This window comes from Arsukibacterium ikkense (assembly GCF_000987775.1).
Taxonomy (GTDB): Bacteria; Pseudomonadota; Gammaproteobacteria; order Enterobacterales; family Alteromonadaceae; genus Alishewanella; species Alishewanella ikkense.
In genome coordinates this window covers 165,521-186,233 of record NZ_LAHO01000006.1, presented here as the reverse complement: position 1 = coordinate 186,233, position 20,713 = coordinate 165,521, and the positions used below count along the sequence as shown (strand labels likewise).

The window sequence follows — 20,713 nt, the reverse complement described above, 5'->3', positions numbered from 1 at the left end:
AATCAGGCACTCCTCACTCTTATGTAACCACCGGGTACTGCTGCCACCTCACCCGCTATTTCCAGCTGCAGCAAGGTAATGGATACGTCTGTCACTGACATGTTAGACCGCTCTGCAATCACATCAATTGCAATAGCGTCATCTCCTACGTTAGCCAACAACTGCTGCGCAGACAAGTCTGGCGTAAACTTTTTTTCATCCAACGCTAAAGTACTTAAGCCATTCTGGGCAAAAAACTGCCACTCTTCCAGGATATCGGCCACACTGGTGACAAGTTTAGCCCCTTGTTGAATTAACCAGTGACAACCGGCCGATTGCCTACTGTATATCGACCCCGGCACCACAAACAAATCGCGGTTATATTCTGCGGCCAGGTTAGCACTGATCAACGAGCCGCTTTTCAGCGCCGCTTCTACCACTATGGTAGCCGAACTTAAGCCAACCACAATGCGGTTACGTTGTGGAAAAAACTCGGCCCTGGCCTGAATATCCGGGAAGAACTCACTAACTAAAGCGCCATTAGCCACTATTTGCTCAGCCAGTGCCCTGTTAGTAACCGGGTAGATTTGCTCAAGACCATGCCCCAGCACGGCAATAGTAAAACCGCCCCCCTGCAAAGCGCCTTTGTGGCTTTCGCTGTCAATGCCCCGCGCCATGCCACTGGTCACCATATAACCTTGTTGTACCAACTCAGCGGCAAAATTCTGGGCAACCTTACGCCCGGTGGGCGTTGGCTGGCGGGTACCGACCATCGCCAGTTGCTGCCGGGGCAATAGCTCGGCCAGGCCTTTAACAAAAAGTAGTAACGGCGGTTGTTTGGTTTGTTTTAGCAACGGCGGATAACGCGGGTCGTGGTATGTCACCACATGATGCTCAGGCGATTGCGCTAACCATTCCAGCGCCAGATCAGCCCGGCGCTGACTATGCACTGCCAGCAATTCAGCCTGGCGCGGGGTAAAGCCAACATTACGTAAAGTACTGATAGGTAAGCTGACCAGCTCGGCCAGCGGAATGTGCTCGCTTAGGCGTTGGAACTTCAGGCCATCCAGGCCATGCACAGAGGCTAAAGCGAGCCAGTTGCGGATTTCATCCATGGCAAACTGGCTCCAACAGGTTAATTACAGGTTGGCGATAGCGTCTCCAACCCGGATCGGACGGCGGGTACTGATCACAATGGCAAAACTTACCCGCTCGGCTACTTTAAACACCATTAGCTCACCCACTTTCTCCCGCGGCATGCTAATACTGTTATCGCCAAAGTTACGCAGCATCTTATCTAACTTACTGGCATCTTCTACATACACAGGGCCATTTTTGCCATCAATAACCGCAGGTGACTGCCGATAAATACCCAGCATCTGACCGGCTTTCATATCGTTAATCAAACCGCGGTTTAACACCACGATATCCATCTTCGAAAATTCCCGCAGCTGCGATGTGGTATCAATAATAGTACCGCTCACGTCAAAATCAGGCTTGCTTATCTGGAAAAACGCGGGTAACGACTGCCCTTCCAGCGCAGGCATCACTCTATCGCCCTGCTTAATTTCACGTTTAACACTCAACACCTGCATCGACGCCGCCTCTGTAGGGCTATCGTCTGTCGCTACACGCCCTGGACGGAAAGCCCGGGCCGTAGCAATCAGGCTGGTTTCGTAACCCAATACTGAGCCGCTATCTGGATCAACATAAGGCTTACCTTTACGATATACCCCATACGAGGTGCCTGGCTGCAAAACCCCTTTAACATAAACGGTATGGGTTTCCGCCGCCATCTTAGTGGCCGTATTGGTACCCAGGATATAAGGCAGGGCTTCAATTTGTTCTTCATTCAGCGCCTGTTCGTACGTCAGAAACGGCCTGATCATGCTAAGTGGCAGGGTAGTAATAGCACCATCGCCTTTAACCGTTTTGCGGGCTACCGGTGATAGGCGCTTCACATTTTCGTTTACTGACAAGCGGGGCCGCCCCATACTGTCAAACGTTAATGTCAGCACATTACCCGGATAAATTAAATGTGGGTTATCAACCTGCGGGTTCATTTGCCACAATTGTGGCCATAACCATGGCTGATTAAGATACATTGCGGAGATATCCCACAGGGTGTCACCTTTCTTTACCACATAGGAAGCAGGAGCATCCTCTCTAATTTTCAGCACGTCAGCTTGCAGGCTGAAAGACAACCAACAAAACAGCGCGATGACAGATATTGCAATTTTTTTCAGCATGCCTGCTTCCTTGAACTTATTCTTGTTGTAATTATTGCACACTATGCTGTTAATACAGCAGATTAATGGCTAAAATTAAAACATATCACAACCATTGAAATAAAGCATATTTTTGTAGGTGTTATGACAGTTTTAAAAGTTCTACATTTTCCTGATGAAAGATTGCGCACTGTAGCAAAACCAGTTACAGCGGTGACCCCTGAGATTAAGCAATTGGTTAACGATATGCTTGATACCATGTACGATGAAAATGGCATTGGCCTGGCGGCCACGCAGGTAGATGTGCATGTGCGGGTCGTTGTTATTGATCTATCAGAAGATCGTAATGAACCGCTGGTGTTAATCAACCCGGAAATAACCGAGCGTGACGGCAACACCAGCTATGAAGAGGGCTGTTTATCCGTACCGCAGAATTATGCCTCTGTTGAACGAGCCGCCACTGTTAAAGTGAAAGCACTTGACCGGGATGGCCAGCCGTTTGAACTGACCGCAGACGGCTTATTGGCCATTTGCTTGCAACATGAACTGGATCATCTGCTTGGCAAGTTGTTTATCGATTACCTGTCGCCGCTAAAGCGCGAACGTATTCGCAAAAAACTCGAAAAAGAAGCCAAAATGGCCCAGCGCCACGCGCTGTAATACAGGATACCCAGTGACTCAGTCTTTACGTATTATATTTGCCGGCACCCCCGACTTCGCCGCCCGCCATTTGCAGGCTCTGATTAACAGCGACCATCAGATTGTCGCGGTATATAGCCAGCCCGACCGTCCCGCCGGGCGCGGCCAGAAATTGCAACCCAGTGCAGTAAAGCAACTGGCAATGCAACATCAACTGCCGGTTTATCAGCCAAAGTCGCTGAAAAAAGCCGAGGCCCAGGCAGAACTTGCTGCGCTAAACGCGGATGTGATGGTGGTAGTAGCCTATGGGTTAATATTACCGCTTGCAGTATTACAAAGCCCCCGGCTGGGCTGTATTAATGTCCATGGCTCTTTACTGCCACGCTGGCGTGGTGCAGCACCGATTCAACGAGCGATCTGGGCCGGCGATCAGCAAACCGGTATTACCATTATGCAAATGGATCAGGGTTTAGACACCGGGCCCATGCTAAGTAAAGTTCGTTGTGACATTGGCGCTACCGATACCAGTGCCAGTTTATATGAACGTCTGGCCGGGCTTGGCCCTAAGTCCTTGCTGGATGCGCTGGCGCAACTTCCTGCTTTGCAGGCGCAGGCCCAAGCGCAAAACGATAGTGAAGCCTGCTACGCAGAAAAGCTGCATAAAGATGAAGGCCTGCTCGATTTCACCAAAAGTGCTGAAGCACTCAGCCGGGAAATCCGGGCCTTTAATCCCTGGCCAGCAAGCTATTTGCAACTGCCACAGGGTACCGTAAAAATCTGGCAGGCCAGCTGGTATAGCACCGATCACCGGGCAGCAGCAGGCGACATAGTGGCAGCCAGTAAGAAGGGTATCGAGATTGCGTGTGCCGACGGTGTGTTAGTACTTACTACGCTGCAGCCTCCAGGTAAAAAACCGATGGCTGCTGCCGACTTTCTAAATGGCCGCGCTGACTGGTTTGCGGTTGGCCGCAATGTATTGGCTACCCCCTTGTTGCCAACAACATGAGCCGCGATTGCCGGGCACTGGCTGCCCAATGCTGCTATCAGGTGATTGATCAGGGTCGTTCTTTATCGGATGTGTTACCCAAAGCCCAGCAGCAAATTGTTAACCCGCTGGATAAAGCGCTGCTGCAGGAGATGTGCTTTGGGGTAATGCGCACTCTGCCGCAACTCGAGCAAGTATGCGCGCAATTAATGCAAAAGCCGCTGGTTAAAAACTTCCGGGTACTGCAGTTTTTAATTTATGTTGGTATTTATCAGCTGCACTTTATGCGGGTGCCCGATCATGCCGCCATTAACGCAACGGTAGAGGCTGCCCGCGAGTTAAAAGGCCAGTCACTTACCAAATTAATTAATGGTGTACTGCGCAATGTACAGCGCCAGCCACAGTTATTTGATTTCAACCAGGCCAGCCAGGCCGTGCAGTTTAACCATCCAGGCTGGCTTATCAGCGCGCTACAGGCAGCATATCCCGAGCAGTGGCAAAGCCTGCTCGAGGCTAATCAGCACAAAGCACCGCTCTGGTTACGGGTAAATACCCAGCAAATCAGCACTGAGGCCTTTTGTAGCGCATTGGCTGAAGAAGACATAGCTTACAATCAGCCATTAACTCACCTGCCCACAGCCGTGTTACTTGATACACCCAGTGACGTTACCGCCTTACCAGGCTATCAGCAAGGCTGGTTCTCAGTGCAGGATGCCGCCGCCCAATATGCCGGTTGGTTACTGGCACCAGAAAATGGCCAGCGCATTCTCGATGCCTGTTGCGCCCCGGGTGGCAAAACCTGCCACTTACTGGAACTGGCCCCAGCTGCTAACGTCACCGCGTTAGATAAAGATCCAACCCGGTTGATAAGGGTACAGGAAAACCTGCAGCGGTTAGGTCTGACGGCAAATGTCTTGGCGGCAGATGCGGCCAATCCTGCTAGCTGGTGGGATGGCAAGCTGTTTGACAAGATCTTGCTGGACGTGCCCTGCTCTGCCACTGGTGTCATTCGCCGCCACCCGGATATTCGCTGGTTGCGCAAAAAAAGTGATATAACGCCACTGGTGCAACTGCAACAACAAATTTTGCAACAATGCTGGGCGCTGCTGGCGCCAGGTGGCAAGTTGCTCTACGCTACCTGCAGTGTATTACCAGCAGAGAACCACGAACAAATCAGTCTGTTTTTAAGCCAGAATACGGATGCCAGCTTGCAAACAATGCCTTCGCAACACAATGCTGAGCCTGATGTCGCCGGTAAACCAGGTTGGCAGTTATTACCGGGCCAGCATAACCGTGATGGCTTTTATTATGCGCTACTGCAAAAAGCGCCACAGGATAACCACAGCGGATGAAAATCATTATTTTAGGCTCTGGCCAGGTTGGCGCTACCCTCGCTGAGAACCTGGTCGGTGAACAAAACGACATTACTCTGGTAGACACCAACCTGGATAAATTACGCAACCTGCAGGACAGGTATGATTTACAAGTTGTACATGGCCACGCTTCCCACCCTGACGTGCTGAAAAAAGCCGGCGCTGAAGATGCTGATATGATTGTGGCAGTAACCAACAGTGACGAAGTCAATATTGTTGCCTGCCAGGTTGCCTACAGCATGTTTAATACGCCGCTGAAAATTGCCCGCATTCGTACTAATCAGTACTTAAAATATCGCGACGAGCTGTTTCATAAAGATGATATGCCGGTCGATCACTTTATTGCCCCTGAAGCACTGGTCACTAATTATATCCGGCGGCTAATTGATTACCCCGGGGCCTTGCAGGTGGTGGAGTTTGCTGAAGGCAAAGTAAGCCTGGTCGCAGTAAGGGCCTATTACGGTGGCTTGCTGGTAGGCCATGCTTTGTCGGCGTTAAAAGAGCATATGCCGAACATTGAAACCCGGGTAGCAGCTATTTACCGGCGTGGTAATGCAATTAAACCGTTAGGCACCACTATTATTGAAGCCGATGATGAAGTGTTTTTTGTCGCCGCCACCAAGCATATCCGGGCGGTGATGAGCGAACTGCAAAAGCTGGAACGCAGCTACCGGCGGATTATGATCGCGGGCGGTGGCAATGTCGGTTTTGGCCTGGCCCGGGCACTGGAAAAAACCCACAGCGTTAAACTGATTGAACGTAGTAAAGAGCGTGCTGAGTTCCTGGCATCCAGCCTCGACAGCACCCTGGTGTATGTCGGTGATATTTCTGATCCAGAGCTGCTGGAAGAAGAAAGCGTCGAACAAATTGATGTATTTATTGCCGTGACCAACGACGATGAAGCCAATATTATGTCGGCGATGCTGGCGAAAAGAATGGGCGCCCAGAAAACTATGGTACTGATTAAACGCGGCGCCTATGTTGATTTACTGCAAGGTGGCGAAATCGATATTGCCATCTCGCCACAGCAAGCCACCATCTCCGCATTGCTCACGCATATTCGCCGGGGTGATATTGTTAATGTGTACTCATTACGCCGTGGTGCGGCCGAAGCCATTGAAGCGGTGGTGCGGGGCGACAGCAGTACCAGTAAGGTGGCGGGCAAAGCTATTGGCAACTTAAAATTGCCGCCTGGCACTACCATAGGTGCCATAGTGCGCGGCGATGAAGTATTAATTGCCCACGACAGCACCGTTATTGAAACTGACGACCATGTTATTTTGTTTATGGTGAACAAAAAACATATCGTCGAAGTAGAAAAGCTGTTTCAGGTCAGTGCTATATTTATCTAAACCAGCGCATATCGCCAAACGACATAAAGAGGCAGCTTAGTCGCGCCAGAAGGTTGGCGTAAACAGCACTAATAAGGTAAATATTTCCAGCCGGCCAAATACCATCGCCAGCATCAGCAGCCATTTGGCCGCATCAGGAATTGAGCCAAAGTTGGCGGCGACTTCGCCAAGGCCGGGCCCCAGATTATTTAAGCAGGCAGCGGTGGCAGTAAATGCACTGATATTGTCCATGCCTGTTAGTATCAGTAGCAGCATAATAATGACAAACACCACAGCATAAGCGGCAAAAAAGCCCCATACCGCTTCAACGATCCGGTCTTCTACCGGTCGGCGACCCAGTTTAATGGCATAGACCGCCCGTGGGTGCACCAGACGGTTTAGCTCACGTCTGCCCTGTAAAAACAACAGAAATACCCTGACCACTTTCATGCCACCACCGGTTGAGCCGGCGCAACCGCCAATAAAGCTGGAGAAAATGAGCAATATAGGCAGAAACAGTGGCCAGGTCGAAAAGCCATCGGTAGTAAAACCGGCAGTCGTTGAGATCGACACCGCCTGAAACGCCGCATGGTTCAATGCTTCACCACCGCTTTGGTAAACGTTGGTATTAAGCAGTACTAAAAAGCAAATTAGTACCAGTGTTGCCTGGATGCCTAAAAACACTTTAAATTCCGGATCACGAAAATACGTGGCTACGCTTTTACCGCGCACGGCGGCAAAGTGCAGTGGAAAATTAACCGCGCTGATCAATAAAAACACCACACAAATAGTGTTGATGGTAGCGCTGTTAAAATAGCCGATACTGGCGTCGTAGGTAGAAAAACCGCCAATGGCGACGGTGGAAAAGGCATGGCAAATAGCATCAAATACCGACATACCCGCCAGATAAAATGCCAGCGCGCAGGCAATGGTTAATGCCAGATAAATATACCAAAGGTGCTTGGCAGTATCGGCAATGCGCGGGGTCATTTTATTGTCTTTCACCGGGCCTGGTGTTTCAGCCCGGTACAGCTGCATGCCCCCTACCCCCAACAGTGGCAAAATGGCCACGGCTAACACAATGATCCCCATGCCACCGAGCCACTGCAACTGCTGCCGGTAATACAAAATGGCTTTTGGCAGCGTTTCCAGGCCGGTTAATACCGTTGCGCCCGTGGTGGTCAGGCCGGAGAAGGCTTCAAAGAACGCGTCGGCTACGCCCAAATCAGGGTTACTGGTCAGCAGTAGTGGAATAGCCCCCACAGCGCCCAGTACGGTCCAGAACAGCACCACGATTAAAAAGCCGTCCCGTACTTTCAGCTCAGAGCGATAGCTACGATTGGGGTACCAGATGCTAAAGCCCATGGCCAAACATAACAGGAAAGATAAAATAAAGGGTACACCGGCACCGTCTTTATAACCGTAAGCGACTAACGCCGGCGGGATCATGGTAATGCTGAAAATGGCGATCAGCAGCCCAAGGATCCTAATAATTGAGCGATATTGCATAGCGTCCCTTTAGCCCTGTCAGGCGAGCTGCAAATCCCGGGTCATATTTTCGTTGCGCTCACGATGCACGATAATATTATCTTCAATCCGGATGCCACCAAACTGGCGGAACGCGTCTATTTTGCTCCAGTTAACGCTTGCTGCAGCCTCGGTTTGCTTTAAATCTGCCAGCAGGCTGTCAATAAAGTACAAACCAGGTTCTATGGTAAACACCATGTCAGGCTCAATCAGCCGGGTGCAGCGTAAAAACGGATGGTTCTCTGGCGGCGCAAGATGTGTACCGCGCTCATCCTGCATAAAACCGCCAACGTCGTGCACCTGCAAGCCTAAGTGATGGCCCAGGCCGTGCGGGAAAAAGGTGCGGCTGATGTCCCGCTCGACAATGCTGGCTGGGTCCAGCCGGACAAAATCAAAGTCGTGCAGAATTTGGGCAATACCCTGATGACATTGCAGGTGCAAGTCAGCGTAGTTAATGCCCGGTTTTAAACCATCGACCAGGGTTAACTCTAAGCGGTCTACCGCAGCAATCAGCCCGGCAAACTCATTGTTGCGATCGAAGCTATAGGTACGGGTAATGTCTGCGGCATAACCGTGAAACTCGGCGCCGGCATCAATTAAAAACGAGTGATGTTGCGCTGGTTTTTGCCGCTCCAGCGCGGTGTAGTGCAATATAGCGGCATTCTGGTTCAGGCCGACAATATTGCCATAAGGTACTTCGTTTTCGGTTTGCCCCACCGCCGCCAGATACGCCAGTTGAATATCAAATTCGCTGCCACCGGCATAAAACGCCGCTTTAGCCGCCCGGTGGCCCGCTACCGCCAGCTGATTAGCCTTACGCAAACAGGCGAGCTCATAGCCGGTTTTATACGCGCGGTAAAAGTGCAGGTAACTTAATACCGGCTCGGGGTTAATTTCAGTAAAACCGAGCGCCCGGGCCACTTCCAGGTATTCACCAATATAGGCCAGCCGTGCTTTATCGTATGGCAGTAAGGTTTCTACCTTATTGGCTTTATCCAGCAACTGAATATCAAAATACTCTGCCCAGAAATCAGCCGGCTCGTCGGGTACCTTGTGCCAGAAATCTTTTGGCCGGTAAAATATCAGCTTAGGTTTATTTACGCCGTCCAGCAATAACCAGCAATGCGGGTTATCCACGACAGGCAACCAGGCTTTAAAATGCGGATTCGCTTTAAAAGGGTAATCCATATCGTCCAGAAATTTGCGTTTCGCCTGGCCTGAATGAATCACTAAACCATCCAGATTTTCGCGCGCCAGCACTTGCCGGGTACGCTGTTGTAGTTCGGCAATATGCGCCTGATATAACGCCTGATAACCTGAGTTCATAGCTACCTTTTTCGGTTGTAAGGGTTGATAGGCGCAATAATAGCACTAATCGACTATCACCCCAATCTTCATAGCCACCAGTGGCTTAAAAACATCCTGAGTTACATTCATCCGGATATTATAAATCTGATAATAGGCCATCACCGCCTTGACATACTCGCGGGTTTCCCGGTACGGGATTGTTTCTACCCAGACATCAGCCGGCAACGCATAATCCCGCGGGATCCACTGCATTACCCTGCTATAGCCGGCATTGTAAGCAGCAGTGGCTTTTAACAGGTTACCGTCGTTGCGCCTTTTTAAGTAATTTAAATAATCTGTGCCATAGTCAATATTGGTGACCGGGTTATACAACTGGCGTATCTGTACCTTTTTTTTCGCAATTTCATTGGCAGTACCCGGCATAATCTGCATCAGGCCACGGGCGCCGACCGGCGAGTTGGCATCAGCCATAAAGGAGCTTTCGCGCCTTGCAATCGCCATACTCCACCCCGAGTCGATATTATACTTATCGGCTGATAGCTGCATTTCCTGCTGATAGGCCAACGGAAAGCGCAGCTCAACGTCATCCCAGTAGCCAACGTCGGCCAGCGAAAATATTGCCCGCTCATGCCACTGCAGCTGGCTTGCCAGTTTGGCCGAAGCAATTTTCTGTTGCTCATCAGAGTTATTCTGTAAGTGGTTCCACTCACGCCGCGCCTCAGTTAACCGGCCCAGCGCCAGCCATTGCTGGGCTCGCAACACCGCTGGATGCTGGCGTAATAACGACAGCTCTTCATCGCTTACCTGCACCGGGTTATGCGCTAAGCTTGGTGGTAAGCCCAGCCTGGCTGCTGCCATAAAGCCATAATAATGACGCTGACGGGCTAGCTCGGTAAACTCAGCATTGGCAAGCTCAGTGTTACCCTGCTCTTCCAGTGCCCGGGCCCGCCAGTAGCGCCAGTTAATATCGCCTTGTAATTCAGCCGGTAATTGCTCGACTACGCGTTGCACTTTCGGCCAGTCCAGCTCCCTTAATGCATGCGCTACCTGCCACTGCGCCAGATTAGCATCAAACAGCTCTGCTGGCAGGGTGCCTAACCAATTATCAGCCCGGCTGTCGCCTTTGCTGGCCAACGCTATCGCAAATTGGCGTTGCACGTCTAACCGCTGCGCCCGGGTAAAATAAGGGTCGTTAACATGGCGCTGCCAGGTGGCCAGTGCCTGATCAGGCGAGCGCCAGATCAGACGCTTTAAACCATAGGCCAGCACATCACGCTCGATGATATGTTTACCCGGGAAAAAATTAGCCCGGGCAATCACCGCCGGGTTGCGCCGGGTTTGTTGCCATAAATCGGCTAAGTATTGCTCGTTGGCAGGCAACAGGGTTTTTAAATAGGGTATTAGTTCTGCCTGGCCGCCCTCAGCAGACAGTTGGATCCGCCGTTGCACAGTAGCACTCTGCAGCGGGTTAGCAGTGCGCCAGGCCGTAAACAACGGGTCGCAGGCGCGCGGTTTCGATTTGCCCTGGGTCCATAGCTGTTGGGTCTGCTGCCAAATCTCAGTGTTGCTCAAGGCTTTGGTTTGCAGCTGAAAGCGCAAAGCCAGACATTGCAGCTCAGCATCGGACGAGCCGGGGAAATTTGCCAGATAACGCGCAGCCTGATTTTGCTCGGCCAGGCGCAGTAACCAGGGTTTACGGAGCGGCCAGTCCATGGGCGTACCTTGATACTCGGCGAGAAACGCCTCAATGGCATCGTGAGCATTTAATTGTTGTTGCAGCCGCCTTAAGCGTAGATAAGGCTGTAACGGATAATCAGCCATTTCAGCCAGCCAGGTGTCGGCCTGGTCACGACTGACATTGCCAATACTTTGCTCCAGCGTAACAAAGCGCTGACGCTGTTGTGGTAATTTATCCTGATCAGCCGCATGGGCTGTAAATGCGCAGGACACCACTGTTGTCGTTACAACGGTGGCTATGATTAATGAACGAAAAGCTATCACGATTTACCTCTGGATCCAGCGAAAGACAGAAAAACAACTATAGTTAGTGGCACGGTTTGGCTGGGTTTCCCCACCTTTTTCAAACACCTGTTTAAATAACGGTTGAAATTTTTAGTAAAGCACGACACACTGAACCTGTTAACCTCATCGTACCAGTTGCGACAACCACCCAACAACGCGACCAAGGAGCATATTTATGATTTACCAGAGTGACACCATCAGTGTTGAATACATTAAACCTGGTATCGCCCGCTTTACCTTTGCTGCCACAGGCTCTGTTAATAAGTTTGATCAACAAACCCTGACTGATTGTAAGGCAGCGTTAGATAAGCTGCATAGCGACAGTAACCTGAAAGGCGTGATCTTTACCAGTAGCAAGGACACCTTTATTGTCGGCGCGGATATCACTGAATTCTTAAGTACTTTCCAGCGCCCGGAAGCTGAATTGGTACCCTGGATTAAACAAGCCTCTGATATTTTTGATTTATGCGAAGACCTGCCTGTTCCGACCGTGGTCGCGATAAAAGGTTTCGCACTGGGTGGTGGTTGTGAGTGGACCCTGGCCTGTGATTACCGGGTAGCCGATACCAGTACCCGGATTGGCCTGCCCGAAGTAAAACTGGGTTTAATGCCCGGTTTTGGTGGCACAGTGCGCTTGCCGCGGATTATTGGTGCTGACAATGCAATGGAATGGATCACCACCGGTAAAGACCACAGTGCTGACCAGGCGCAGAAAGCCGGCTTAATTGACGCGGTCGTGGCGCCGGAAAAACTACAAGCTGCCGCACTAAGCGTATTAGAAGACGCCATTGCCGGCAGCCTGAACTGGCAGAAAAAACGGGCAGTGAAGCTGCAACCGTTAAAACTGAATAAAATTGAAGCCACCATGAGCTTCAGCACCGCCAAAGGCATGGTCTTCGCTACTGCGGGTAAACATTACCCAGCACCAATGGCTGCGGTACAAACCATTGAAGCCGCCGCCACCTTAGACCGCGCCGGCGCTATGGCGCTGGAAAACGCGGGCTTTGCCAAACTGGCGAAAACCGATGCTGCTACCGCCCAGGTTGGCCTGTTTTTAAATGACCAGCTGATAAAAAGTAAAGCCAAAAAAGCCGGCAAAGTGGCCACTAAAACCGTTAAAAAAGCGGCTGTATTGGGCGCGGGCATTATGGGCGGCGGCATTGCCTACCAGTCAGCGCTAAAAGGCGTGCCGGTGGTGATGAAAGACATCGCCGACAAAGCACTGGCACTGGGCATGGGCGAAGCCAGCAAATTACTGAGTAAGCAGGTGGAGCGCAACAAGCTCGATGTCGCTGGCATGGCCAAAGTGATTGCCAGCATTACCCCCACCCTAAGCAACGAGCTGGTAAAAGACGTTGATATCGTGGTAGAGGCGGTCGTTGAAAACCCGAAAATTAAAGGCGCCGTGTTAAAAGAAGTGGAAAGCTTACTTAGCGATGATGCCATTTTAACCTCGAACACCTCGACCATATCCATTAATGCGCTGGCAAAGAATTTAAGCCGGCCGCAAAACTTCTGCGGCATGCACTTTTTCAACCCGGTACACCGCATGCCATTGGTAGAGGTTATTCGTGGTGAGCACACCAGCGATGAAACCGTGGCTGCCGTGGTGGCCTATGCCGCCAGAATGGGCAAATCGCCCATCGTGGTGAACGACTGCCCGGGCTTCTTTGTTAACCGGGTACTGTTCCCCTACTTTGCCGGCTTTAGCAAGCTGGTGCTGGACGGCGCCGATTTCGCACAAATTGATAAAGTAATGGAAAAACAGTTTGGCTGGCCAATGGGCCCGGCCTACTTGCTGGATGTAGTCGGTTTAGATACCGCCTTCCATTGTACCGACGTGATGGCTGACGGTTTCCCGAGCCGGATGGCAAAACTGGACAATGATCCGGTAGCCGCCATGTATAAAGCCGACCGTTATGGCCAGAAAAATGGCCTGGGTTTCTACGCGTACAGTAAAGATGCCAAAGGCAAGCCGAAAAAAGATATCGATCCGAAAAGCCTGGCATTGCTGGCCGGCATTGCTGCTGACAAACAAGAGTTCAGCGCCGATGAGATTATTGCCCGGGTAATGGTGCCGATGATTAACGAAACTATTCGCTGCTTAGAAGAAGGCATAGTACAAAGCGCTGCCGAAGCAGATATGGGGCTGATTTTCGGCCTGGGCTTCCCGCCGTTCCGTGGCGGCCCGCTGCGTTATGTCGACACCCTAGGTTTAGCCAACTTTGTTGCCCTGGCCGATAAATACGCTCATTTAGGCGAAATTTATCAGGTTACAGATAAAACCCGCGCCATGGCCGCCAACGGCCAGCGTTTCTTCCCGGTTTAAGCGCAGGAGCAGAATAATGAAAAACGCTGTAATAGTAGATTGTATCCGCACCCCAATGGGGCGCTCTAAAAATGGTATGTACCGTAATGTCCGCGCCGAGCAGTTATCTGCGCATGTGATGGCATCACTGCTGGAACGCAACCCGGCGTTAAACCCGAGTGACATCGACGACATAATCTGGGGCTGCGTACAGCAAACCCTGGAGCAAGGCTTTAACGTGGCGCGTAATGCCTCATTGTTAGCCGGCATTCCGCATTCGGTACCCGCTGTTACCGTCAACCGCTTATGCGGCTCATCAATGCAGGCATTACACGATGCGGTGCGAGCGATTCAAACCGGCATGGGCGAGGTGTATTTAATTGGCGGCGTTGAGCATATGGGCCATGTGCCAATGAACCACGGCGTCGATTTTCACCCGGGTTTATCCACCACTATTGCCAAAGCCGCCGGCATGATGGGCTTAACCGCCGAATTGCTGGGTAAAATGCACGGCATCAGCCGGGCGCAGCAGGACGAATTTGGCGCCCGCTCGCACCGCTTAGCGCAAGAGGCCAGCGAGCAAGGCCGCTTTAAAAATGAAATTATCCCGACCGAAGGCCATGACGCTGACGGCGTATTAAAGCTGATGGATTACGACGAAGTGATTCGCCCGGAAACCACGGTAGAAACCCTCGGCCAGTTACGCCCGGTATTCGACCCGGCCAATGGTACAGTAACCGCAGGCACCTCGTCTGCGTTATCGGACGGCGCCTCTGGCATGCTGGTAATGAGCGAAGATAAAGCCAAAGCCTTAGGCTTACCTATCCGAGCCTATGTGCGTGGTATGGGCGTGGCCGGTTGCGACCCGTCTATTATGGGTTACGGCCCGGTACCTGCGTCGAAAAAAGCGCTGCAGATGGCTGGCTTAACCATTAACGATATCGACTTTGCCGAGCTGAACGAGGCGTTCGCTGCCCAGGCGCTGCCGGTAATGAAAGATTTAGGTTTAATGGAAGTAGCCGAGCAAAAAGTAAACCTGAACGGCGGCGCCATTGCGCTGGGCCACCCACTGGGCTGTTCAGGTTCACGCATCAGCACCACCTTAATCAACGTAATGGAAGATAAAGGCGGCAAGTTTGGCCTGGCTACCATGTGTATTGGTTTAGGCCAGGGCATTGCTACCGTTTTTGAAAGGCCATAGTTTGAGCGGCCATAAGCTGGCAGCTTTAAGCACAATCGCATAGAATAAGGGCCGTTTTTACGGCCCTTTTTTGTTGCGTGCTATTCAGGCAACGGTTGTAGGTTGACTAAAAGATTATCGGAGTAACGATGGACCCGCTTTTTAACAGCGCCACCCAAACCCTGGATGCCTTAGGCCTGCGCTGCCCCGAGCCGGTAATGATGATCCGCTTAACTATCCGCAAAATGCAGGTGGGTGATACCTTACTAATTATCGCCGACGACCCGGCCACCACCCGCGATATCCCGGCTTTCTGCCGCTTTATGGATCACGAGTTACTGGCCAGCGATACCACAGAGCTGCCGTATCGGTATGTGGTGAAAAAGGTTAGTAGCTAATACCTATTAGGCCAGGATCTGTAAGCCTTTTTTAGCTACCAGATTTAGCAGCTTTAAAGACGGACCGTTTGGCTTTTTCTGACCCTGCTCCCACTTTTGCACTGTCGATTTACTGGTATTCAAATAGGCCGCAAACACTCCCTGGCTGGCTTTATTACGGGTGCGGATTTGTTTAATTTGCTCGGCACTAAACTCCTCAACAACCGGCAGGCATAGCGCTTCTATCTCACGCAGAGTCGTATCTTTCATTACCCCGGCGTTATAAAAATCCTGCGCCGTTTCCTGCACCATATCTAAAATTGATTTATTCATCAGCGTTAATCTCAAATAATGTGCCTGCGACCAACAACCTTACACCTTTTGTTACAATCGCTTGCAAAGCGCCGCTTGACTTAAAAACCTTGGTTTTATACCGTTGCTGTTGAGTTAATGCTATGGAGTAGCAAGTGATGTTGTGGCCGTTAATTAAAGATTCGGTGCCGCTTAAAGCGATAATACTACTGGTTTTAATGCTGCTGCTGTGGTGGTTTAACTGGTATACCGCAGGGACGGTATTGCTACTGTTAATTGCTGACATCGTAGTCAGCTTCAGTTTAACCCCGGCAAATAAGGGCGAATTTGTTTTTAGCAAAGATATTCAACGCTTATTCTCTATTGATGGCAGCTGGTTGCAGGTGGCCATGGACAGGGCCAGAATCAGCGATATTAAACAACTTAACCTGTATCAGAAAGACCAGCTGGCCTATGTAGATTTTAAGCTGAATCAGAATATGCAGGTGCGCTATAAGTTTCCGCTGCAACAATACCAGCCATTGTTACAGTGGCTGCAACAACATTTGCCACAAACGCAAATAATTACAGGGTTTAAAAGTTAACTTTGTGGCGGGGTGTTAGAGCCATAACTTGCCACTAAGATTTTTTTTGTAGCAAGTTGCAACTTTAACTGGCAGCACGCCTCCTGAATGCTATGTTTGTGATTCACCCTTTGCAATTTGGAGCGACACACTATCATGCCAGCGCATTATTCTGCAGAACTTGAGCAACTTCGCAGTACTTTTCATAGCCCTGAAATCAATGATACCGAGGCCAGGCAGCAGCTATTACAGTGTTGTATTGATGGCTTGCAGATCCAGCAAGTTGGCTTGTGGCACTTTGCCGATCATGACTTATTACGCTGTCAGCTGCTGCTGGATAAAGACTATGGTTTTTCACAGGAAGCTTTGCTGGTTGACCGCTGGAGCTTTCCTGGTTATTTTGCCGCGCTTGATCAGAAAAAAGTAATCCGGGCAGTCGATGCGCTGAATGACCCGGCCACCAGAGAGTTAGCCGATTTATTTCTAAAACCATTTAATATCAAATCATTACTTGATGTACCCATATACGCTGACGATACATTAACCGGTATTATTTGCTGTGAACAAACTGCGGTAACAAAACACTGGACTGAAGAAGAAGTGGCTTTTGCTATAGCGCTGGCCGACTTATACCGTTTACGCTTTAGCTAACGCCATGCGCTTTAACTGACTGAATTGCAACACCTCGACTGTTCTGTGCTAGGATAATAAAAAAACGGAGATGTGGCTGTTGCAGGCAACCCTGAGTAAAGATAGCACCCAGCAGGCAGGTAAAATTGACGCCCGTCGCCGGCGTTATATCTTGTTTTTTGTCAGCTATATTACCTCTAGCGTAATGTTTTTTTATGGTTTTAAAAATTTCTATGCCGAGCAGGTGTTACTACCCGCTATCCTGTTTGGTACCGCTGCCGCCTTTCTGATTAATATCAGCTACTTTCGCTGGTCAGGCAACTTAAACCTGGCCTGTAATATTGAAGCCTTGCTGGTTGGCTGTTTTGTATTAAGCCTGGTTTATCAGGGTGGCTTTAATAATACTGCCTTGTACTGGGTGTTTCCTTTTCCCGCTATTCTATTTGGCTTGCTGGGCGTTAAAAAAGCCCTGTTCAGTAATGGCCTGTTACTCATAGTACTAGCACTGATGTTGTTCGTCCCTGAGCTGATTATGGCCGAGTATAAAGAAGCGGAGGCCAGCCGCTTTATTGCCTCCTTGTTAATCGTCATTATTGTTTGCTGGATCAACGACCATTATCGTGAGCGCAGCCACGAAGCCATGGAGCTACTGCAACAAAGCAAAGAGATACAGGCCAATACCGACCCGCTAACCTTGCTGCTGAACCGCCGTTTTATCGACTCGTCATTAAACTTTAGCCTGCAGCAGCAAGCCGATGCTTTGTTACCCATGGCCGTGATTATTTGTGATATTGACCATTTTAAACAACTTAACGATCAGTACGGCCATGCCGCAGGCGATGCCGTATTGCGCCATCTGGCCAGCCTGTTTCGCAATAATCTGCGCCAGCAAGACATTGCCTGTCGGATCGGCGGCGAAGAGTTTCTGTTTTTTCTGCCAAAAACCCCTGTTGACGCCGCGCTGCAGGTGGCCGAAAAAATTCGCCACGCCCTGCTTGATAACCCACTGCAACTCGAGCAACTCGCCTTACCGGTTAGTGCCAGCTTCGGAGTTGCCAGTTGTATCAATAGCGACAGTCTGGCGGCGGCCATTGAACATGCCGATAAACAGCTGTATCAGGCTAAAAACAGCGGGCGCAACCGGGTGTGTTAGGCCCGGTGTCGGGCTGTTGTACAAACTTACTGCTTTGTCAGTCTTGCTACCGCCAGCTCCAGCCGTTTTAGCTCACGCAGGGTTGAGCTGCGATGGCTCTCCAGCCAGATCCACAGTTTAATGCCAACCTGGCCCTGAAAGGCCAGTAGTAACAGCACCCCCCAAAACAATTGTTGCTCAGCCGCTACGGTGAAAAACTGGTAGCCACAGTAGAAAATAGCCACGGCCAGCACTATCGCCAGCACATAGGCAATGGCCATAATGCTGCCTAAGCCGCCTTTAAAACCTGATGCCAATACCTTATCCAGCCCCTGCTCTTCGCGCATCAGCTTGTCCAGCTCTGCCGCCTGGTGGGCTAACTGCTGCTTAATATCGTTATCGATGTTCATATGCTGTTCCTTATTGTGCCTGCAACTGCTGTTGCAACTGCTGTCGTGCCCGGTGCAAACGTGATTTCACCGTGCCGGTTGGTATTTCAAGAATTAACGCTATCTGGCTTAACTCTAATTCGTGCAAGTAATGCAGCTGTAACACCAACCGCTCATCCACTGCCAACTGCGCCATTGCTTTTGCCAAGTCGCTGTTAGCAGCATGCTGCTGGGTATAGTCCGGGCCGCTGGCGGCGATTAGCTCAGCATCATCAATTGGCTGCTGTTTTTGGCTCGCCACTTGCTTCTGATAATCCAGCACTTCCCAGCGCACTGCCCGGTACAACCAGCTGGTAAACACCGCCGGGTCATTTAAGCGGCCAATCCGCTGGCTTACCTTTAACCAGACGTTTTGCACCAGGTCTTCCGCCACTGCCGGATTAGCCAGCAAATAAGCCGCAAACCGGCGTAAGTCACGGTGATAATGCTGGTATAACAAGCTAAACGCCCGCCTATCGCCCCCTTGCATGGCCAGCACCAGTAAATCGAGTTGCGCCTGCTGCATTCTTGCCCTTAATCTTGTTATTGCCTGTAACAGACGATGCGAAAACGGTTCAGGTTCACGCTATATAGCTTTTACTTTTCAATTCTCTCAGCCTAGGTTACGTCTACCACAATTGCTACCAAACATTCAGTTCTGAAAATATTTAGCCAAACGACTTGCTAATTAGAATTACAGGTGTAATCTTACTTGAATTACAAGTGTAATCTTAGGTGGCATTATGGCAATAGACATTAGCAATACAGAGCTTGAAGTGATGCAGGCAATCTGGCAAACGCAGCCCTGCACGGCAACCGAGGTGATTCTCTACTTGCAGCAACAGAAAGACTGGCACGAAAAAACCGTAAAGACCTTACTTAACCGACTGGTAAGCAAAGCAGCCCTTAGCTATGAAATGCAAGGTCGGGCCTATTTATATAGCGCACGTATAGCACAGCAAGATTATCAACAACTTGCCAGTGGCAGCTTTGTTCAAAGACTGTTCGCGGGGCGGGTGGCACCATTGGTGGCAAGTTTTGCCCGCAAAAATGAGCTGAGTGCCGCTGACTTAGCCGAGTTAAAACAACTGGTGGCAGAGCTGGAACAGCAGCAGGAGGATAAGTCATGATCTCGTGGCTATGGCAAAGCAGCCTTTTGCTGGCAGTGCTCAGTGGCTTGCTACTGTTGGCTCATCCCCTGCTGTTAAAGTGGCTTGGTGCCCGCAGCTGTTATTCTCTATGGCTGGCGCTGCCTGTTGCTGTATTTTTACCGTTGTTACCTGCCATTAATGTCGCTGCCAGCCTGAACGTTGCGGCTGTTGATACGATGTTGGTCACAGCGGGGAAGTTACAACAACAACTGGATATGAGTTCTGACCTGTCAGGCTTAAATTGGCTCTGGCTAACCGGCGCAGTGCTGCTGGCGTGCTGGTGCCTGCTGAGTGTAATCCAGCTAAAACGTCAGCTTAACCATTGCCGGCAGCAAAAACGCGGTAAGCTCTGCTACTACATCAGCCGCACACAGCAAGGGCCTGCTATTTTTGGTCTGCTTCGGCCACAGCTGATACTTCCCGCTAATTTTCGGCAGCGCTTTAGCCGCCAGCAACGCAGCTTGATTTTGCAGCACGAGCTGCGCCATTGGCAACGTGGTGATTTACACGCTAACTTACTGGCTATTACCCTGCTTTGCCTGTTCTGGTTTCACCCGCTGTTGTGGCTGGCGTACCGGCGCTACCGTGCTGATCAGGAATTAGCCTGCGATGCTGATGTATTACAACAGCAACCCGTTTCAACGCAGTTTTGCTATGCCAATGCGCTGTTGGCAGCAATGCAGTCTGTTCCTGAGCCATCAGCGACCTTTCAACCATTTTGTCATCATTACGGAGCGAAACAATCGATGAAAGAACGTCTTTTACAACTTAAACAACAGCATGGTGCCAGTAAAGCACCCACCTTGATTCTGCTTGCTAGCTTATGTGTTGCGGCAGTCTTTTGGCAGCAGCCATTACAGGCTGATAACCTCGCCACGACAGCTAAGGCAGGCCCGAAGCCCGTAGTGCTTATCGAACCCAGATACCCAATAAAGGCGGTTGAAAACCGTATCGAAGGTTTAGTGCAATTAAAGTTTAATGTCGAGCCCGACGGTTCAACCAGTGACATAGTGGTTATTCAAGCACAGCCTGAAGGCGTGTTTGAGAAAGAGGCGGTCAGAGCGCTGCAACAGTGGCGCTATAAGCCAACGGCTGATGCAGCAGCCAATAAGGGAGTACAAGTACAACTAAACTTTGCACTTGATCATGATCCTGATTCAGATATTGAACAGTTTGAGGTCAGACCTAAGCTCTGAATAGCAAAAAGCCAGCGGTTAAGCTGGCTTTTTTATTTCAGAAG

At 50.5% G+C, this 20,713-nt stretch carries 20 protein-coding genes; 12 read left to right on the top strand and 8 right to left on the bottom strand.

Going from position 1 to position 20,713, the window contains the following annotated elements; genetic code table 11:
* Positions 1–2: 2 nt before the first annotated feature.
* Together dprA and WG68_RS08240 are read right to left on the bottom strand one after the other, a co-directional pair.
* A complete protein-coding gene (dprA, locus tag WG68_RS08245; protein WP_046557186.1) occupies positions 3–1,094 on the bottom strand; it encodes a DNA-processing protein DprA in 1,092 nt (363 codons plus the stop codon).
* A gap of 24 nt (positions 1,095–1,118) precedes the next feature.
* The gene (locus WG68_RS08240) at positions 1,119–2,228 is read right to left on the bottom strand and encodes a LysM peptidoglycan-binding domain-containing protein (protein ID WP_046557185.1); all 1,110 of its coding nucleotides are present in this window, start codon (positions 2,226–2,228) and stop codon (positions 1,119–1,121) included.
* A 123-nt stretch (positions 2,229–2,351) separates the two neighbouring features.
* Here WG68_RS08240 and def point away from each other — a divergent pair, with 123 nt between their 5' ends.
* From def to trkA, 4 genes are read left to right on the top strand one after another with little or no spacing between them, the layout of a single operon-like run.
* Positions 2,352–2,867 carry a peptide deformylase gene (gene def, locus WG68_RS08235; protein ID WP_046557184.1) on the top strand — a complete coding sequence of 172 codons (516 nt, stop codon included), beginning with the start codon at positions 2,352–2,354 and terminating at the stop codon, positions 2,865–2,867.
* A 13-nt stretch (positions 2,868–2,880) separates the two neighbouring features.
* Positions 2,881–3,852, top strand: coding sequence for a methionyl-tRNA formyltransferase (gene fmt, locus WG68_RS08230; protein ID WP_046557183.1), 972 nt, complete (start codon positions 2,881–2,883; stop codon positions 3,850–3,852).
* The gene (rsmB, locus tag WG68_RS08225) at positions 3,849–5,183 is read left to right on the top strand and encodes a 16S rRNA (cytosine(967)-C(5))-methyltransferase RsmB (protein ID WP_046557182.1); all 1,335 of its coding nucleotides are present in this window, start codon (positions 3,849–3,851) and stop codon (positions 5,181–5,183) included. The genes fmt and rsmB overlap by 4 nt, the downstream gene beginning before the upstream one ends.
* A complete protein-coding gene (trkA, locus tag WG68_RS08220) occupies positions 5,180–6,556 on the top strand; it encodes a Trk system potassium transporter TrkA (protein ID WP_046557181.1) in 1,377 nt (458 codons plus the stop codon). The genes rsmB and trkA overlap by 4 nt, the downstream gene beginning before the upstream one ends.
* A gap of 36 nt (positions 6,557–6,592) precedes the next feature.
* On the opposite strand, the gene WG68_RS08215 is transcribed toward trkA, so the two are convergent.
* From WG68_RS08215 to WG68_RS08205, 3 genes are read right to left on the bottom strand one after another with little or no spacing between them, the layout of a single operon-like run.
* Positions 6,593–8,044, bottom strand: coding sequence for a TrkH family potassium uptake protein (locus WG68_RS08215; protein ID WP_046557180.1), 1,452 nt, complete (start codon positions 8,042–8,044; stop codon positions 6,593–6,595).
* Positions 8,045–8,062: 18 nt separating this feature from the next.
* Positions 8,063–9,388 carry a Xaa-Pro dipeptidase gene (gene pepQ, locus WG68_RS08210; protein WP_046557179.1) on the bottom strand — a complete coding sequence of 442 codons (1,326 nt, stop codon included), beginning with the start codon at positions 9,386–9,388 and terminating at the stop codon, positions 8,063–8,065.
* A 45-nt stretch (positions 9,389–9,433) separates the two neighbouring features.
* On the bottom strand, positions 9,434–11,371 hold the full coding sequence (locus WG68_RS08205) for a transglycosylase SLT domain-containing protein (protein WP_083981831.1): 1,938 nt from the start codon (positions 11,369–11,371) through the stop codon (positions 9,434–9,436).
* A 196-nt stretch (positions 11,372–11,567) separates the two neighbouring features.
* Here WG68_RS08205 and fadB point away from each other — a divergent pair, with 196 nt between their 5' ends.
* The 3 genes from fadB (at position 11,568) to tusA (ending at position 15,278) form a co-directional block, all read left to right on the top strand.
* Positions 11,568–13,721, top strand: a complete 2,154-nt coding sequence (fadB, locus tag WG68_RS08200) for a fatty acid oxidation complex subunit alpha FadB (protein WP_046557178.1) — start codon at positions 11,568–11,570, stop codon at positions 13,719–13,721.
* Between the two features lie 16 nt (positions 13,722–13,737).
* Entirely contained in the window at positions 13,738–14,901 is a 1,164-nt protein-coding gene (gene fadA, locus WG68_RS08195) for an acetyl-CoA C-acyltransferase FadA (protein ID WP_046557177.1), read from the top strand.
* 128 nt (positions 14,902–15,029) lie between these two features.
* Positions 15,030–15,278 (top strand): sulfurtransferase TusA, encoded by a 249-nt coding sequence (tusA, locus tag WG68_RS08190; RefSeq protein ID WP_046557176.1) that lies wholly within the window; start codon positions 15,030–15,032, stop codon positions 15,276–15,278.
* Between the two features lie 6 nt (positions 15,279–15,284).
* On the opposite strand, the gene WG68_RS08185 is transcribed toward tusA, so the two are convergent.
* Complete coding sequence (locus WG68_RS08185) at positions 15,285–15,590, bottom strand: helix-turn-helix domain-containing protein (protein WP_046557175.1); 306 nt, start codon at positions 15,588–15,590, stop codon at positions 15,285–15,287.
* Between the two features lie 137 nt (positions 15,591–15,727).
* Here WG68_RS08185 and WG68_RS08180 point away from each other — a divergent pair, with 137 nt between their 5' ends.
* The 3 genes from WG68_RS08180 to WG68_RS08170 all read left to right on the top strand — a co-directional run bounded on the left by WG68_RS08180 (position 15,728) and on the right by WG68_RS08170 (position 17,915).
* Complete coding sequence (locus WG68_RS08180; protein ID WP_046557174.1) at positions 15,728–16,153, top strand: hypothetical protein; 426 nt, start codon at positions 15,728–15,730, stop codon at positions 16,151–16,153.
* Positions 16,154–16,288: 135 nt separating this feature from the next.
* On the top strand, positions 16,289–16,783 hold the full coding sequence (locus tag WG68_RS08175) for a GAF domain-containing protein (RefSeq protein WP_046557173.1): 495 nt from the start codon (positions 16,289–16,291) through the stop codon (positions 16,781–16,783).
* Positions 16,784–16,862: 79 nt separating this feature from the next.
* The gene (locus WG68_RS08170) at positions 16,863–17,915 is read left to right on the top strand and encodes a GGDEF domain-containing protein (RefSeq protein WP_161796357.1); all 1,053 of its coding nucleotides are present in this window, start codon (positions 16,863–16,865) and stop codon (positions 17,913–17,915) included.
* Positions 17,916–17,941: 26 nt separating this feature from the next.
* Here WG68_RS08170 and WG68_RS08165 read toward each other — a convergent pair whose 3' ends face one another.
* Together WG68_RS08165 and WG68_RS08160 are read right to left on the bottom strand one after the other, a co-directional pair.
* Positions 17,942–18,304 carry a DUF6768 family protein gene (locus WG68_RS08165; protein WP_046557171.1) on the bottom strand — a complete coding sequence of 121 codons (363 nt, stop codon included), beginning with the start codon at positions 18,302–18,304 and terminating at the stop codon, positions 17,942–17,944.
* Positions 18,305–18,314: 10 nt separating this feature from the next.
* Complete coding sequence (locus tag WG68_RS08160) at positions 18,315–18,848, bottom strand: RNA polymerase sigma factor (RefSeq protein WP_046557170.1); 534 nt, start codon at positions 18,846–18,848, stop codon at positions 18,315–18,317.
* 217 nt (positions 18,849–19,065) lie between these two features.
* On the opposite strand from WG68_RS08160, the gene WG68_RS08155 reads away from it, so the two are divergent.
* Both WG68_RS08155 and WG68_RS08150 read left to right on the top strand, forming a co-directional pair.
* The gene (locus WG68_RS08155) at positions 19,066–19,452 is read left to right on the top strand and encodes a BlaI/MecI/CopY family transcriptional regulator (RefSeq protein ID WP_046557169.1); all 387 of its coding nucleotides are present in this window, start codon (positions 19,066–19,068) and stop codon (positions 19,450–19,452) included.
* Positions 19,449–20,669, top strand: coding sequence for a M56 family metallopeptidase (locus WG68_RS08150; RefSeq protein WP_046557168.1), 1,221 nt, complete (start codon positions 19,449–19,451; stop codon positions 20,667–20,669). The genes WG68_RS08155 and WG68_RS08150 overlap by 4 nt, the downstream gene beginning before the upstream one ends.
* Positions 20,670–20,713 lie beyond the last annotated feature (44 nt).